Annotated in this window: 14 protein-coding genes, 1 tRNA gene and 1 pseudogene; 11 read left to right on the top strand and 5 right to left on the bottom strand. The window is 67.0% G+C overall.

Annotated features, from left to right (window positions below):
- Nucleotides 1-93 precede the first annotated feature (93 nt).
- Nucleotides 94-1,530 carry a methyl-accepting chemotaxis protein gene (locus tag EC839_RS19135; RefSeq protein WP_372237677.1) on the top strand — a complete coding sequence of 479 codons (1,437 nt, stop codon included), beginning with the start codon at nucleotides 94-96 and terminating at the stop codon, nucleotides 1,528-1,530.
- On the opposite strand, the gene EC839_RS19140 is transcribed toward EC839_RS19135, so the two are convergent.
- The 3 genes from EC839_RS19140 to gabD all read right to left on the bottom strand — a co-directional run bounded on the left by EC839_RS19140 (nucleotide 1,527) and on the right by gabD (nucleotide 5,796).
- Nucleotides 1,527-2,723, bottom strand: a complete 1,197-nt coding sequence (locus EC839_RS19140) for an HDOD domain-containing protein (RefSeq protein WP_007160758.1) — start codon at nucleotides 2,721-2,723, stop codon at nucleotides 1,527-1,529. The genes EC839_RS19135 and EC839_RS19140 overlap by 4 nt on opposite strands.
- 113 nt (nucleotides 2,724-2,836) lie before the next feature.
- Nucleotides 2,837-4,117 (bottom strand): 4-aminobutyrate--2-oxoglutarate transaminase, encoded by a 1,281-nt coding sequence (gene gabT / locus EC839_RS19145; protein WP_007160757.1) that lies wholly within the window; start codon nucleotides 4,115-4,117, stop codon nucleotides 2,837-2,839.
- A 230-nt stretch (nucleotides 4,118-4,347) separates the two neighbouring features.
- The gene (gabD, locus tag EC839_RS19150) at nucleotides 4,348-5,796 is read right to left on the bottom strand and encodes an NADP-dependent succinate-semialdehyde dehydrogenase (protein WP_007160756.1); all 1,449 of its coding nucleotides are present in this window, start codon (nucleotides 5,794-5,796) and stop codon (nucleotides 4,348-4,350) included.
- A 342-nt stretch (nucleotides 5,797-6,138) separates the two neighbouring features.
- On the opposite strand from gabD, the gene EC839_RS19155 reads away from it, so the two are divergent.
- From EC839_RS19155 to sugE, 4 genes are all read left to right on the top strand, one after another.
- Nucleotides 6,139-6,215 (top strand) — tRNA-Arg (locus EC839_RS19155).
- 253 nt (nucleotides 6,216-6,468) lie between these two features.
- On the top strand, nucleotides 6,469-6,699 hold the full coding sequence (locus tag EC839_RS19160; RefSeq protein ID WP_039975808.1) for a hypothetical protein: 231 nt from the start codon (nucleotides 6,469-6,471) through the stop codon (nucleotides 6,697-6,699).
- A 103-nt stretch (nucleotides 6,700-6,802) separates the two neighbouring features.
- On the top strand, nucleotides 6,803-7,189 hold the full coding sequence (locus EC839_RS19165; protein WP_007160754.1) for a hypothetical protein: 387 nt from the start codon (nucleotides 6,803-6,805) through the stop codon (nucleotides 7,187-7,189).
- A gap of 177 nt (nucleotides 7,190-7,366) precedes the next feature.
- Complete coding sequence (sugE, locus tag EC839_RS19170) at nucleotides 7,367-7,684, top strand: quaternary ammonium compound efflux SMR transporter SugE (protein WP_007160753.1); 318 nt, start codon at nucleotides 7,367-7,369, stop codon at nucleotides 7,682-7,684.
- A gap of 10 nt (nucleotides 7,685-7,694) precedes the next feature.
- Here sugE and EC839_RS19175 read toward each other — a convergent pair whose 3' ends face one another.
- Nucleotides 7,695-8,165, bottom strand: coding sequence for a hypothetical protein (locus EC839_RS19175; protein WP_039975805.1), 471 nt, complete (start codon nucleotides 8,163-8,165; stop codon nucleotides 7,695-7,697).
- A 28-nt stretch (nucleotides 8,166-8,193) separates the two neighbouring features.
- Here EC839_RS19175 and EC839_RS19180 point away from each other — a divergent pair, with 28 nt between their 5' ends.
- The 6 genes and pseudogenes from EC839_RS19180 (at nucleotide 8,194) to EC839_RS19200 (ending at nucleotide 13,907) form a co-directional block, all read left to right on the top strand.
- Nucleotides 8,194-9,369, top strand: a complete 1,176-nt coding sequence (locus EC839_RS19180) for a PQQ-dependent sugar dehydrogenase (RefSeq protein WP_007160751.1) — start codon at nucleotides 8,194-8,196, stop codon at nucleotides 9,367-9,369.
- Nucleotides 9,370-9,647: 278 nt separating this feature from the next.
- Nucleotides 9,648-10,721, top strand: a complete 1,074-nt coding sequence (locus EC839_RS19185; RefSeq protein ID WP_027600883.1) for a saccharopine dehydrogenase family protein — start codon at nucleotides 9,648-9,650, stop codon at nucleotides 10,719-10,721.
- A 66-nt stretch (nucleotides 10,722-10,787) separates the two neighbouring features.
- Complete coding sequence (locus tag EC839_RS19190) at nucleotides 10,788-11,729, top strand: Gfo/Idh/MocA family protein (protein WP_007160749.1); 942 nt, start codon at nucleotides 10,788-10,790, stop codon at nucleotides 11,727-11,729.
- A 117-nt stretch (nucleotides 11,730-11,846) separates the two neighbouring features.
- A pseudogene (locus tag EC839_RS25095) lies at nucleotides 11,847-12,629 on the top strand (MCP four helix bundle domain-containing protein); the annotation flags it as partial.
- A 27-nt stretch (nucleotides 12,630-12,656) separates the two neighbouring features.
- Nucleotides 12,657-13,487: a methyl-accepting chemotaxis protein gene (locus EC839_RS25100; protein WP_372237678.1), complete on the top strand. Its 831-nt coding sequence runs from the start codon at nucleotides 12,657-12,659 to the stop codon at nucleotides 13,485-13,487.
- A 165-nt stretch (nucleotides 13,488-13,652) separates the two neighbouring features.
- Nucleotides 13,653-13,907 (top strand): hypothetical protein, encoded by a 255-nt coding sequence (locus EC839_RS19200; RefSeq protein ID WP_007160747.1) that lies wholly within the window; start codon nucleotides 13,653-13,655, stop codon nucleotides 13,905-13,907.
- A 9-nt stretch (nucleotides 13,908-13,916) separates the two neighbouring features.
- Here the strand turns inward: EC839_RS19200 and EC839_RS24405 are convergent.
- On the bottom strand, nucleotides 13,917-14,166 hold a 250-nt coding region (locus EC839_RS24405; protein ID WP_218568252.1), incomplete at its 5' end, for a hypothetical protein.

Genomic DNA, 14,166 nt, shown 5'->3' on the forward strand with positions numbered 1-14,166 from the left:
GTGTTGTCGCTTCACGTGGCCAGCCTCGTGGCGGCCCTGCTGCTCTGGCAGGGGCTGACGCTGTCCGCCGCCGCTGGCATGGGGCTGGTCCTGATGGCCGCCCTCTGGCCCTGGTCGCTGCTACGCAAGCCCGAGGCACCACCCGCTTCCACCCAGTCTTTCGATGAACTGACCGGCGATCTCTCGCGCAGCACGGCGCGCAACGCCGTGGCCATCGCCGGCGTGGCCTTTGCCGCCCAGCAGCTGGCGGCTCGGGTCCAGTCCCAGGCCAGCACGGCCGCGCAGATTTCCAGCAGTGCCTCAGCCCTCACCCAGACCGAGCACGACAGCGCCGCCAGCGCCCGCCAGGCCCTGGCGGTGGCGCGGCAGGTGCACCAGCGCAGCGAGGCCGGTCAGGACGCCCTGAGTACGGCGATCGCCGCCATCCGTGCCCTCAGCGAGCACGCCCGCCAGAGCCGCGAACTGATCGCCGGCCTGAGTGCCCGCACCGAAAAGATCCAGCAGGTCACCGAGGTCATCCAGGGCATCGCCAGCCAGACCAACCTGCTGGCGCTCAATGCCGCCATCGAGGCCGCCCGGGCCGGCGAGCACGGGCGCGGTTTCGCCGTGGTCGCCGACGAGGTCCGGGGCCTGGCGGCGCGGACCTCCAGCGCGACCGGCGAGGTGGGGCTGATCGTTGCCGACATCAGCCAGCAGACCGACGCCGTGGTGGCGCAGATCCAGGAACTGGCCCAGGCGCTGGAAGACGGCGTGCGCCAGGTCGAACGCACCGGCGAAGGCCTGCAGGAGATCGCTCAGCTGGCGCAGACCGCCGAGCGCCAGGCCGCGGACATCGCCCAGGGCACCTCGGCCAATCTCGCCCAGCTGGAAAGCCTGGCCCAGGCGGTGGAGCAGGTGCACAGCGATCTGGCCGACAGCGAGCGCCAGACCAGCCGGCTCAGCAGCGCCGCCGACGAACTGGTGGACATGGCCGAAGCCAGCAGCGAACGCCTGGCCGAGGTCGGTCTGGACAGCTATCACCAGCGCATCTTCGAACTGGCGCGCCAGGGCGCAGATGCGATCGGCCGGCGCTTCGAGGAAGACCTGGCCGCCGGACGCATCACCCAGGATGCCCTCTTCGACCGCCAGTACCAGCCGGTGCCCGGCAGTCAGCCGGCCAAGTACCGCACCCGTTTCGACAGCTATACCGATGGCGTGCTACCGGCGATCCAGGAGCCGCTGCTGGATCAGCATCCCGGCCTGGTCTTCGCCATCGCCTGTACCCCGGAAGGCTATGTGCCCACCCACAACCGCGCCTTCGCCCATGCGCCCACCGGCGACGTGGCGGTGGATACCGCGCGTAGTCGCAGCAAGCGCCTGTTCAGCGACCGCACCGGCAGGCGCTGCGGCAGCCATCAGCGCCGCCTGCTGTTGCAGACCTACATGAGAGACACCGGCGAGGTGATGCACGACCTTTCGGTGCCGATCCTGGTGAATGGCCGGCACTGGGGTGGACTGCGGCTGGGCTATCGCCCCGACACCGGGCGCTAGCTCAGCTTGAGCTGGGTGACGGCCAGCTGCCAGACCGCCGCCTCCAGCCCCAACATGCGCCCGGCCTTGTGCTCCAGCAGGGCTTCGAGGGACTCGCCCGGGGCGGGATCCGCCGCCTGCGCCGCCAGGTGCAGGATCAGCGACGGCTTGGGCAACACGCCCTGCAGGCTGTGCACCGCGGCCACCAGCTCGCGCAACTCCAGCGGCAGTCGCCAGTGCCGCTGCAATTCCGCGGAGAATTCCAGGCTGTAGCTCAGCAGCGCGCGTTCCAGCGCGGCTTCGTCGATGGCACCACCCCCGTCGCACCAGCGCTGCACGCCTTGCAGCACGGCCAGCTCACCCAGGCGGTGCAGCAGGCCGGCGGTATAGCAGCGTTCGGCGTCTTCGCGCACATAGCGCAGCGCCAGCAGCCGCGCGCAATCGGCGGCGCGCTGGGCGAGGTGCAGATAGCCCTCGGCGCGTCCGGCCAGTAGCGGCTCGGCCAGGCGGGTTGCGCGTCGCAGACTCAGGCCCAGGACCAGATTGAGGGTGAAGCCGACGCCCAGCCGCGGCAGGGCCTGGCTGAGGGTCTGGCAGGACTGGCCGACGCGCTGGGAGGCACTGTTAGCCGCGGCGATCAGGGTCGCCGTGACCAGCGGATCCTGGCCGAATTCGGTTTCCAGTTCGCCCAGGCTGCAGCTCTCGCTCTCGCGGCAGCGCTGGATGATGGCGGGCAAGTCGGCGAACAGCGGCACGGCGTCGATTTCGGCGGCCATGCGCTGCAGATGATCGTCAAGCGAACCCAGGGCCGTGGCACTGGCCGCCTGAGAAGCGTCTCCGGCCGGCGGCAACAGACTGCGCAGGCGGCGCAATACCTCTTCCGCCGCATAGGGTTTGACCAGATAGGCCGTTGGTGCCAGACGCAGGGCGGCGCGCACATAGGCGGTATCGGAATGGTCGGACAACAGGATCACCGGCTGCAGCGGCTGGGCGCCGCGCTGGCGAATGCGCCGCAACAGGTCGAGGCCGTCGCAGTCGGCCGGTCGCTCGACGATGATCAGGGCGCATCTCTTGCGCTGATCCAGTTCGGCGAGGGCCTGATAGCCATGGCCGTATTCATGCACCAGGGCATCGGCACGCACGGCCAGCACCAGCGACTTGAGCAGGTCACGGGTCCAGGGATTGGCGTCTACGATGAGTATCAGGGGCGGCATCCCAACCCACTCCTGCTTGAGGAAAGCGAAGCGGCGGATGATGCGGCAAAGCGAGGTTTGTGCCAAGCGTGTCACAAAAAAACCGCCCTCCAGGAGGGCGGTTTAGGCAGGACTCAGGCCAATTCGGCAAAACACTCGCCGATAATGGCCAAGCCGCGATCCAGCTCTTCGTCGCTGGCGGTCAGGGGCACCAGGATGCGCAGCACGTTGCCGTAGCTGCCGCAGCTGAGCAGGATCAGGCCCTTCTGACGCGCCCGGACCACGATCTGGCTGGTCAGCTCGGCATCGGGCTGCTCGATGTCGCCGCCCTTGCCCAGCTCCATGGCGATCATGGCGCCCAGGCCACGGACGTCGCAGATCTGCGCGTGCTTGGCGGCCAGTTCGCGCAGACCGGCGGTGAGGCGTTCGCCCACGGCCTTGGAGCGGTCCAGCAGGTTCTCTTCCTTGAAGGTCTCGATCACCGCCAGGGCCGCGGCGCAGGCGATGGGGCTGCCGGCGTAGGTGCCACCCAGGCCACCGGGGGTGACGGCATCCATCACCGTGGCGCGACCGGTCACGCCCGACAGCGGGAAGCCGCCGGCGATGGACTTGGCGAAGGTCACCAGGTCGGCGTCGACGCCCATCTGCTCCATGGCGAAGAAGGTGCCGGTCCGGCCGGCACCGGACTGGACTTCATCGGCGATCAGCAGGATGCCGTGGGTGTCGCACAGGGTGCGCAGGCGCTGCATGAATTCCTTAGGCGCGGCATAGAAACCGCCCTCGCCCTGCACCGGCTCGAGGATGATGGCCGCGATGTCACCGGGGGCGGCATCGTTCTTGAAGATGCGCTCGACGCTGGCAATGGCGTCATCGACGCTGATGCCATGCAGTTCGCAGGGGTAGAGCGCGCGATAGACGCCGCCGGGCATCAGGCCCATGCCGGCCGAATAGGGCGCGACCTTGCCGGTCAGCGACAGGGTCATCATGGTGCGACCGTGGTAGGCGCTGGAGAAGGCGATGACGCCGGCACGCTGGGTGGCGGCGCGGGCGATCTTGACCGCGTTCTCCACGGCTTCGGAGCCGGAGTTGAACAGCGCGGTCTTTTTCGGGAAGTTGCCCGGCACCAGTTCGTTGAGCTTTTCGCAGACCTCGACATAGGGCTCGTAGGCCAGCACCTGGAAGCAGGTGTGGGAGACCTTGGTCAGCTGCTCCTGCACGGCCGCCACCACGCGCGGATGCAGGTGGCCGGTGTTGAGCACGGCGATGCCGCCGGCGAAGTCCAGGAACTCGTTGCCCTCGACGTCCCAGACCTTGGCGTTCTCCGCGCGGGCGACGAAGATCGGGTGGGTCTGGCCGACGCCACGGGCGACGGCGGCGCTGCGGCGGTGCATCAGGGAATCATTGGTGTGGCTCATTGCAGTCCTCGATGGCCGCTCATCGTGGCGGCCGGCTACGGGAAAGGCGCGGACCGGATTCCGGGCAGCATACGATGATCGACTGCCAACGGCCCGGCGTCCGCGCCGGGGGAAAGCTAGGGGCGAGCTGGAAGTGTTGGGCTTCGACGGAGGAGCCGTCTCAACCCAACCTACGGGTGCTGGTAGGTTGGGTTGAGCACAGCGAAGCCCAACAGATCAGCGGCGTCGGGTCAGACGCCCAGGCAGAGGTACTTGATCTCTAGGTACTCCTCGATGCCGTACTTGGAGCCCTCGCGGCCCAGGCCCGAGGCCTTGACGCCACCGAAGGGGGCGACCTCGTTGGAGATCAGGCCGGTGTTGATGCCGACCATGCCGTACTCCAGCGCCTCGGCCACGCGGAACACGCGGGACAGGTCGCGGGCATAGAAGTAGGAGGCCAGACCGAATTCGGTGTCGTTGGCCAGTTCGATGACCTCGGCCTCGTCCTTGAAGCGGAACAGCGGCGCCAGCGGGCCGAAGGTCTCTTCCTTGGACACCTTGGCGCTCTTGGGCACGTCGGCGAGGATGGTCGGCTCGAAGTAGCTGCCACCGTTGGCGTGGGCCTTGCCCCCGGCGATGACCTTGGCGCCCTGGCTCACGGCGTCGTCGATGTGTTCCTTCACCTTGGCCGCGGCCTTGGCGTCGATCAGCGGGCCGATGGTCACGCCCTCTTCCAGGCCGTTGCCGACCTTGAGCTTGGCCACGGCGGCCTTGAACTTCTCGGCGAAGGCGTTGTAGACACCGTCCTGGATGTAGAGGCGGTTGACGCAGACGCAGGTCTGGCCGGCGTTGCGGTACTTGGAGGCAATGGCGCCTTCCACGGCCTTGTCCAGGTCGGCGTCGTCGAAGACGATGAAGGGCGCGTTGCCGCCCAGCTCCAGCGACAGCTTCTTGATGGTGGGCGCGCTCTGCTCCATCAGCTTGGCACCGATCTCGGTGGAGCCGGTAAAGGAGATCTTGCGCACGATGGGGCTTTCGGTCAGCTCGGCGCCGATCTCGGCGGCCGAGCCGGTGACCACGCTCAGCACGCCCTTGGGAATGCCGGCGCGCTCGGCCAGCTTGACCAGGGCCAGCGCCGAATAGGGGGTCTGGCTGGCGGGCTTGATCACCATGGTGCAACCGGCGGCCAGGGCCGGACCGGCCTTGCGGGTGATCATCGCGGTGGGGAAGTTCCACGGCGTGATGGCGGCGGTGACGCCGATGGGCTGCTTGATCACCAGGATGCGCTTGTCGGCCTGGTGGCCGGGGATGGTGTCACCATAGATGCGCTTGGCTTCTTCGGCGAACCACTCGATGAAGGAGGCGGCGTAGGCGATCTCACCCTTGGCCTCGGCCAGCGGCTTGCCCTGCTCCAGGGTCATCAGGCGGCCCAGGTCGTCCTGGTTCTCGATCATCAGCTCGTACCAGCGACGCAGCTTGGCCGAACGCTCCTTGGCGGTCAGCGCCCGCCAGGCCGGCAGGGCGCGGTTGGCGGCATCGATGGCACGCTTGGTCTCGGCGCGACCGAGCTTGGGAATGGTGCCCAGGGTCTCGCCGGTGGCCGGGTTGTCCACCTTAACGGTGGCACCGCTGTCGGCGTCGATCCAGGCGCCGTCGACATAGGCTTGCTGGCGAAACAGGGAAGCGTCTTTGAGCTGCATTACGGTCTCCTTGGCTGAAAGGGCCGGAAGCAAGGGCATGACACCCCTGCGCCTGCGATAGGGTCAGGCCTGGAAACGCTGGCATCGCCACCGTTCAGTGCCCGCTCGAGCAACGTCCGAACCGCCCTGGGCGTTCGAAATATTGAACGCATCCTAGGAGAATATTGAACCCCCGCGCAAGAGCGCCGGAGCGGTTTTCGCGCGGACTTCCTCCTTGTTTATGCAGCCCTTGCCAAGCCCCGCGAAACAGTCGTTCAAAATCAACAACATCGTGCATGCGGGCATGGACGGTCGAGGGCAAGGTGAGTATGATGGCGACCGATTCAGCGTCACCGAATCGCTGCACTCGTAGCTCAGCTGGATAGAGTACTGCCCTCCGAAGGCAGGGGTCGTGGGTTCGAATCCCGCCGAGTGCGCCATCTCCCGTTCACCGCTGCGTGAACCTCAGCAAAGCCCGCCATCGCGCGGGCTTTGTTGTTTATGGCTGTCGCTCAAGCCGTTCCGAGACGCTCAAAACGTTCTGTAAAAGACGATCGCCAGATCACCGGCGTGAATTATCTGACCATTATCCCTGGCGCTAACGCGATTCTGCTCTAAGCTCTGACCTCTAGACCCGCTCCAACAGGCCGGCCGGATGCCGATACCCTGGTGATCACCCTGCAAGGACGCCTCATGAGATACCTCCTGACCAGCTCGGTCACTCTATTTCTCGCCGCTCCGCTCCTGACCGAAGACACCGCCCTGGCCCAGGCCGGCCATGCCCTGCGTCCGGGGATAGAGGCAGCGGCGCACGCCCTCAACCTGTCGCTGCTGCAGAGCAGCGCGGTTGGCAGAGGGCCGGTGGCCGACGGCGCGCGGCTGCAGCTGGCGGCGCTGGAACGGCAGGCGCGGCTGGACGACTAGGGCTTCAAGGCGTTTGCCAAGGCCCGGCGCAGAGCCATTCTTGAACGAAGCGCCCGTCCCGGGCTCTCAAGGTCTCCACCACGGCCACTCCGAGGAGACCTGGATGAAATCCCTGATTCCCCTGTTGCTGCTGCCGCTCGCCCTGGGCGCCTGTACCAAGGAACAACGACCTCGCGACGATCTTGGCTTGCCCAGCTGCAATCTGCAGCAGCAGCGTGAACTCCCGGGTGAGCTGGGCGGCGCCATAACCGATCCGCGGCAGGCGCATGTATCCATGCGCGCCAATGTGCTGCTGGCGGATGTGAGCACGGCGCGCAAGGCGCAGCGGATCAGTCAGGAACAGGCGACCGCCTTCAGCGAGCGCATTGCCGCGGTGCGCAGCCAGACCGATGCCCTGGTCGGGCAGCAAGGCTTTCTCAGCGCGGCCGAACGCGCCAGCTTCGACCGGGAATTCGACGGGATCGCCATGCAGATCTGCCAGCCGCGCTAGCGGGTGATGGGTAGCGACTGCCAGGCCGGGTCGAACGGCGCGGCCATGAACGGCTAGGATAGTAGAGCCGATCAGGCGGTGGAGCAGCCTGCCGCCCTTCTCTCTTGGCCCCCGGGGACGACCCCGGCGATCGGTGGGCAGCGTTCCGGGACGGCCCGGTTTTACAGGAGGCCGTCGTTGGCTTGGTTCTATCTGGTGTGCGCGGGACTGCTCGAGGTGGTCTGGGCGTTCTATATGAAGCAGTCCGCGGGCTTCACCCGTCTCACGCCCACGCTGATCACCGGGGTCGCCATGGTGGCCAGCGTGGCGCTGCTGTCGATCTCAATGCGCAGCCTGCCGCTGGGCACCGCCTATACGATCTGGACCGGCATTGGCGCGGTCGGCGCCTTCATGGTGGGCATTCTGGTGCTGGGCGAGGCGGCGAGTCCTCTGCGCATCCTGGCCGCCGCGCTGATCGTCAGCGGACTGGTGCTGATGAAGCTGACCTCGTCCTGAGCGCCCTCCCCTAGCGCGGGACCACCGAGCGCGCCAGCCAGATGAACAGCAGCCCGCCAAGCAATCCACCCACGGCCATCGCCAGCAGCCCCTCCAGGGTGCGCGTCGCATAGATGAGCACCGGCATAGGCGCGAAGGCGTCGATCAGGCGGATGGCGGCGATCAGGCTGAGGCTGCTGGCCAGCGGCAGCAGGCAGGCGCGATAGGCACCGCCGTGACGCCCCAGCCAGAGGGCCGCGGCAAAGGCTGGTAACCAAGCGGCGAGCACGATCGCGGCATAGACGGGTCCGAAGCCCAGCAGATCCTCCAGCGAGGTCCGCCAGCGCGTGGGCAGGTCGATCGGCTGGCCGAGTCCCTGGAGAGCCGCCAGATTGTACTGGGTCTGCACCAGGCTGCCCCAGGCGGTGGCCAGCAGCAGGGCCGCGGCGAACGCCAGCAGGGTGCGCGGTTGCAAAAGGGCGCGCCAGAGCGGTTGAGACATGGTCGAAAGATCCCTTGGAGAGAGGCAGATGCTAGCGAAAGCGAGTACCCGGAGTAGACCTCAAGCGTTACCTAAAGCTTCCGGCCGCTGGGCCTGGCTGGCCTGGCTGGCCCTGCTGGCGGTTCCGCTGGCGCTGGCGGCGCCGGCCTATCGGATCGAGACGGTGGCGACCGGACTGGACCGGCCCTGGTCGCTGGCCTTCCTGCCCGATGGCCGCGCGCTCCTGACCGAGGGCGCCGGGCGCTTGCGGCTGCTGGTGCCAGATGGAGACGGCCGCCTTAGATTGCACGCGGAAGCGCTGGACGGACTACCCACCCTTTACAACGAAGGCCAGGCCGGGCTGTTCGAGGTGCTGGCGGATCCGGATTTCGCGCGTAACCAGCTGATCTATCTCTCCTATGCGACAGGCACGCGCCAGGCCAATCACTTGAGGGTGGTACGCGCGCGGCTGGAGGGCGGACGCCTGCAGGACGTCCAGCCGTTGTTCACCAGTCAGCCGGCCAAGGCCTTCGGCCAGCACTTCGGGGCGCGGATGGCCCTGCTTGGCGACGGCACCCTGGCCATCGCCCTGGGTGACGGCAACGTGGAACGTACCGATGCCCAGCGACTGGATACCCATCTGGGCAAGATCGTGCGCATCACCCGCAACGGCCAGGTGCCGGCGGACAATCCCTTCATCAAGCGACCCGGCGCCCTGCCGGAGATCTACAGCCTGGGCCATCGCAATCCCCAGGGCCTGGTCTGGGTGGCCGAGCGCCAGGCGCTTTACGAGCACGAGCACGGCTCCAAGGGCGGCGACGAACTCAATCTGATCCGCAGCGGTGCCAACTATGGCTGGCCGCTGACCACCGGCGGCGTGGACTACACCGGCGCGCGCATCTCGCCCTTCCGCGAATTGCCGGGCATCACTCCACCACTGCTGGAGTGGACCCCCTCCATCGCCCCGGCCGGCATGACCTGGTACGACGGCCAGGGCTTTCCCGCCTGGCGCGGCAGTCTGTTCGTGGCGGCGCTGCGGGAAAAATCGGTGCGGCGGATACCGCTGGTGGACGGCCAGCTCGGTCAGCAGGAGCTCCTGTTCCAGGAGCTGGACCAGCGTCTGCGCGATGTGCGCAGTGGACCGGACGGCAATCTCTGGCTGCTCACCGATGGCGAAGACGGGCAGCTGTTGCGGGTGGTGCCGGATAAGGGCAGCGGCGCCTGAGCGGGCATAGAGCGTTCGGCCTATCGCGGCCATGGCGGTCCGCCGATGCGGCCGCTCCTACAGGTTCTATGTAACCGTAGGAGCGGCCCATGGCCGCGATCAAGGTCACCGCGCAAACCTCCTTCGGTAACAGCGCTCCGACCCACGAGCGAGACGCTTCGTCGAAACGACGAAAACTCCGTCGCTTCGTCAAATAAAGCACAACACTTCGACGCTCTGACGCTCACATCTGACAGCGCCACTTTTTAAGCTGGAGCCTCAACCACGGAGGATCCGCCATGAAAGTCACCCTGCTCGGCGCCGGCCATATCGGCTACACCATTTCGCAATTGCTGCACGCCAGTGGCGACTATCAGGTGACGGTGGCGGATCGCGACGAGCGCGCCCTGGCGGCCATCGCTGCCCTGGGCGTGCAGACCCGGACCCTGGATACCGCCGACGCCAGCGCCCTGGCCGCGGCCCTGGACGACCAGGACGTGGTGCTCAATGCCCTGCCCTATCACCTGGCGATTCCCGTAGCCCAGGCGGCCAAGGCCACCAACACCCACTATTTCGACCTGACCGAAGACGTCAAGGCGACCAAGACCATCCGCCAGCTGGCCGAGGGCGCGAGCAATGCCTTCATGCCCCAGTGCGGTCTGGCGCCGGGCTTCATCGGCATCGCCGCCCACTCCCTGGCCAAGCGCTTCGACAGCGTGCGCGAGGTGAAGATGCGCGTCGGCGCCCTGCCGGAATTCCCTACCAATGCCCTGAAGTACAACCTGACCTGGAGCGTCGACGGCCTGGTCAACGAGTACTGCCACCCCTGCGAGGCGGTGCGCAACGGCGAGCTGCAACTGGTGCAGCCGCTGGAAGGCCTGGAGCACTTCTCTTTGGACGGCGTGGAATACGAGGCCTTCAACACCTCGGGCGGCCTGGGCACCCTCTGCGAGACCCTGCAGGGCCAGGTGGAAACCCTGGACTACAAGACCGTGCGCTATCCCGGTCATCGCGACCTGATGAAATTCCTGCTGGAAGACCTGCGCCTGGCCAGTGACCAGGAGCAGCTCAAGACCATCCTGCGCGGCGCGGTGCCCACCACCATGCAGGATGTGGTGCTGGTGTTCGTCACCGTCAGCGGGATGCGCGGCGGCAAGCTGGTGCAGGAGGTGTTCAGCCGCAAGATCTTTGCCGCCGAGCGCGACGGTCGCCTGACCAGCGCCATCCAGATCACCACCGCCGCCGGTATCTGCACCGCCCTGGATCTGTTCCGCGAAGGCAAGCTGCCGCAGCGCGGCTTCATCGCCCAGGAGCAGGTGGACATGGAGGCCTTCCTAGCCAACCGTTTCGGCAAGGCCTACCAGCCGGCCTGATCGGGGAAGCTTAGCGGCGCACCCGGGGTCCATAACGGAACAGTTGCCGTTAGAGGACCCCTCGTCATGCTCAGCGTCGCCATCGTCGGTTGCGAACAGATCCACGCCCAGGACTACCTGGACACCAGCCTGGCCGATCCGCGGGTGCGGGTGGTGGCGGTGGCCAGCGAACTGGATCCCGCCCGCGCCCGGCGCCTCGCCGCCCCTCATGATCTGCCGGTAGTGGACGACTTCACCCGGCTGCCCGAAGTGGACCTGGCCTTCGTCACCACCGCGATCGAGGATCACGAGGCGGCGGTAACCGCCCTGCTCCCGCGCGCCCGACACCTCTTCGTGGAAAAGCCGCTGGCCGTCTCGGCCGCCCGGGCCACCGCCCTGGCCAGGCAGCTCGCCGGACGGTCCTGCTTCAGCGGCTTCTATCTGCGCACCGATCCGGCCCTGCAGCTGTTGCGCCAGCGGGCGCGGGACGGGGCCATCGGCACGCTCAGCCACCTGTCGCTAACCGCCGGGCATCCCGGACTGCTGGAGGGTTGGCTCAGCGACTGGCCGGCGCACCTGGACGAGCGCCGCATGGGCTATGGCGCCTTTGGCGATCTGGCGGTGCATCTGCTGGATTTCAGCGCCTGGCTAAGCGGTGAGGCCCTGACCGTCACGCACAGTCGGCTGGACCGCGATCCGCGCTGGCCACTGGATCATGGCGGCGAGGCCCTGCTCCATGCCGGTGCTCTGCCGATTCATCTGCGTGCCAGCGCCACCCTGCGCGGTCCGCGCCTGGCCATTCGACTGGACGGCAGCGAGGGAACCCTGGAGCTCTCTGCGGGGCGGCTGGTGCTGCACGACGCCAAGGGCCATCGCCAGGTGCTGGTCGAAGGGGTGGACCCCGGCGTACCCCAGGGCGCCCAGGCGGTGTTCGATCAGTTGCTTGGCCGGCCGCGGCCGGAACTGGCCAGTCTGGCGGAGGCGCTGGCGGCCAATCGGCTGGTCGACCGGCTCTATGGACGCGACTGAAGGCGGACCGGAACGATCGTGAGCCCGCCACCTCACCTAAAGGTCGGACTGTTGGTGCCGATAGCGAGGGTATCCAGCGCAACTTGCTGATACCCACCTCGCAGAAAGGAAGGCTCCATGGTCTGGTTCAACAATCTGGCGCTGGCGAAGAAACTCGCCGTGGCCTTTGGTCTTTGCACGGCGATCACCCTGGGCATTGGCGCAGTGGGCATGAGTGGACTCAACAGCCTCAATGCGCTGCTGAATAACCTGCTGAGCGACAATCTGCGCTCCATCGTTCTGCTCAACGACGCCAAGAGCAATGTCATCGGTCATAACCGCGACCTCTTCCGCCTGCTGTCCATGGCCTATGGCGAGGCACCCCAGAACGACCAGGAGGCCGTCATCGCCTCCATGAAGAGCAACCAGGCCGATGCCGAAAAGCCCTTCGCCGCTTACCGTGCCACCCCGCTGGAAGACGATGAAAAGCAGGCTGGCGATGCCTTCGAGCGTGACTGGAAGACCTATATTGCCGGTGTCGACAGCATCCTGGCGCGCTTGGCCGCCAAGGACGTGGCCGGTGCGGCCAAGTTGCTCAACGAGCAGGTGCAGCCCACCTATCGCAAGACCATGGCCTCCTTCAAGATCATGGTGGAATCCAACAAGCGCCAGAGCACCGAAGCCGGGGTCGAGGCAAAGACTACCTATGACAAGGCCTTCTGGACGCTCGCCGGCGGTCTGCTGCTGGCCACGCTCTGCGCCCTGGCGCTGGGCATCATCATCACCCGAATGATCGTCACGCCGATCCGCCAGGCGGTGACCAGCGCCGAGCGCGTCGCCCAGGGCGACCTGACCCAGGCGATCCAGAGTTCGCGCCGCGACGAGGCCGGGCAACTGCTGCAAGCGCTGGGTGGCATGCAGCGCAGCCTGAAAGACACCGTGCAACAGATGGCCGGTGCCTCCAGCCAGCTCGCCGCGGCCGCCGAGGAATTGCATGCCGTGACCGAGGAGACTTCCCGAGGTCAGGTCCGCCAGCACGATGAACTGCAGCAGGCCGCCACCGCGGTGAACCAGATGACCGCGGCCGTGGAAGAGGTGGCGCGCAATGCGGCCTCCACCTCCACCGCCTCCCAGGACACCAGCCGCGAAGCCCAGAAGGGTCGCGAGCAGGTGCAGCAGGCGGCCCAGGCCATGGCGGTAATGACCGGCGAGATCACCGATTCCACCCAGAAGGTGCAGACCCTGGAAGGCCAGGTGCGCGAGATCGGCAAGCTGCTGGAGGTGATCCGCGGGATCGCCGAGCAGACCAACCTGCTGGCGCTCAATGCCGCCATCGAGGCCGCCCGGGCCGGCGAACAGGGCCGCGGCTTCGCCGTGGTGGCGGACGAGGTCCGCGCCCTGGCCCATCGCACCCAGGGTTCCACCGGCGAGATCGAACGCATGATGAGCGCCGTGCGCAGCAGCGCCGAAGAGGCGGTGAGCGCCATGCACAAGAGCCAGTCCCTGGCCGACAGCACCCAGGTGCGCGCCAACCAGGCGGGTGAAGCCCTGGACCGCATCGCCGCCGGGGTTGCCCAGATCGAGGAGCGCAACCTGGTGATCGCCAGCGCCGCCGAGGAGCAGGCCCAGGTCGCCCGCGAAGTGGACCGCAATCTGGTCAATATCCAGGACCTCTCCACCCAGACCGCCACCGGTGCCCAGCAGACGGCCGCCTCCAGCCAGGAGCTGTCGCGACTGGCCACCTCGTTCCAGGGCCTGGTGGCGCAATTTCGTTATTGATCGGCCGTTCAGGAAACTTCCGACCAGCGGTCAGCCTGCCCTCGCCCCTGCGAGGGGCAGGCTTTCGGCATGGCCATGGACCGGCTAACGCAGTGCGCCGATGTTCGCAATTGAACATTGCGTGCCCGCGCGGCTCTGAGCTGAAACACCTGAATGGATGCTCCCATGCGCTTTACCTACGATGCCCGTCGCAGCTATCGCCTGATCGGTCTGGACGATGGCCGTCTGGCAGGCCAGTTGCTGTGCGGGCAGCTGTACATCATGGTCGGAGGGGATGGCAGGCAACCAGAGTCCTATGCCCAGCTGGAAGACGACCAGTTGCGCACCGCCGAAGGCCGGCTGATCGGCTGTCGCGAGGCGGATATCCTCACCCTGCAACGGACCGGTGTCGCCCTGCGGCTGGAGCCGCTCGACGCCTGAGCGAGACCCCTAGCGCGGCCCCCTTTGCTCCGGGCCACCGCCGGGCCCGCCGTGGCCGCCATGACCACCCCCTCCAGGCGGTGGCGTGAACAGCCAGCAACCGGACAGGGACAACAGGGCCGCCAGCACGGCCACCTTGACGCCTTTCATCACCACCTTTACCTTGTAGTGGTCAACCCATCCCGGACAGTGGGTTAAGTTTTTCTTCGGCCACCGCAGGCGGTAGCCCATCGTTGAATTGATGCGGCCTGATCCAGTT

The organism is Pseudomonas sp. JUb52 (genome assembly GCF_004341115.1).
In the GTDB taxonomy this organism is placed as follows: Bacteria; Pseudomonadota; Gammaproteobacteria; order Pseudomonadales; family Pseudomonadaceae; genus Chryseomonas; species Chryseomonas oryzihabitans.

Bases quoted from the DNA above. Each gene is read 5' to 3' on its own strand.
- EC839_RS19135 (WP_372237677.1), top strand. From the start codon at position 94: ATGGCCGCCCTCTGGCCCTGGTCGCTGCTACGCAAGCCCGAGGCACCA.
- EC839_RS19140 (WP_007160758.1), bottom strand. From the start codon at position 2,723: ATGCCGCCCCTGATACTCATCGTAGACGCCAATCCCTGGACCCGTGAC.
- gabT (WP_007160757.1), bottom strand. From the start codon at position 4,117: ATGAGCCACACCAATGATTCCCTGATGCACCGCCGCAGCGCCGCCGTC.
- gabD (WP_007160756.1), bottom strand. From the start codon at position 5,796: ATGCAGCTCAAAGACGCTTCCCTGTTTCGCCAGCAAGCCTATGTCGAC.
- EC839_RS19160 (WP_039975808.1), top strand. From the start codon at position 6,469: ATGAGATACCTCCTGACCAGCTCGGTCACTCTATTTCTCGCCGCTCCG.
- EC839_RS19165 (WP_007160754.1), top strand. From the start codon at position 6,803: ATGAAATCCCTGATTCCCCTGTTGCTGCTGCCGCTCGCCCTGGGCGCC.
- EC839_RS19175 (WP_039975805.1), bottom strand. From the start codon at position 8,165: ATGTCTCAACCGCTCTGGCGCGCCCTTTTGCAACCGCGCACCCTGCTG.
- EC839_RS19180 (WP_007160751.1), top strand. From the start codon at position 8,194: ATGCTAGCGAAAGCGAGTACCCGGAGTAGACCTCAAGCGTTACCTAAA.
- EC839_RS19185 (WP_027600883.1), top strand. From the start codon at position 9,648: ATGAAAGTCACCCTGCTCGGCGCCGGCCATATCGGCTACACCATTTCG.
- EC839_RS19190 (WP_007160749.1), top strand. From the start codon at position 10,788: ATGCTCAGCGTCGCCATCGTCGGTTGCGAACAGATCCACGCCCAGGAC.
- EC839_RS25100 (WP_372237678.1), top strand. From the start codon at position 12,657: ATGGCCGGTGCCTCCAGCCAGCTCGCCGCGGCCGCCGAGGAATTGCAT.
- EC839_RS19200 (WP_007160747.1), top strand. From the start codon at position 13,653: ATGCGCTTTACCTACGATGCCCGTCGCAGCTATCGCCTGATCGGTCTG.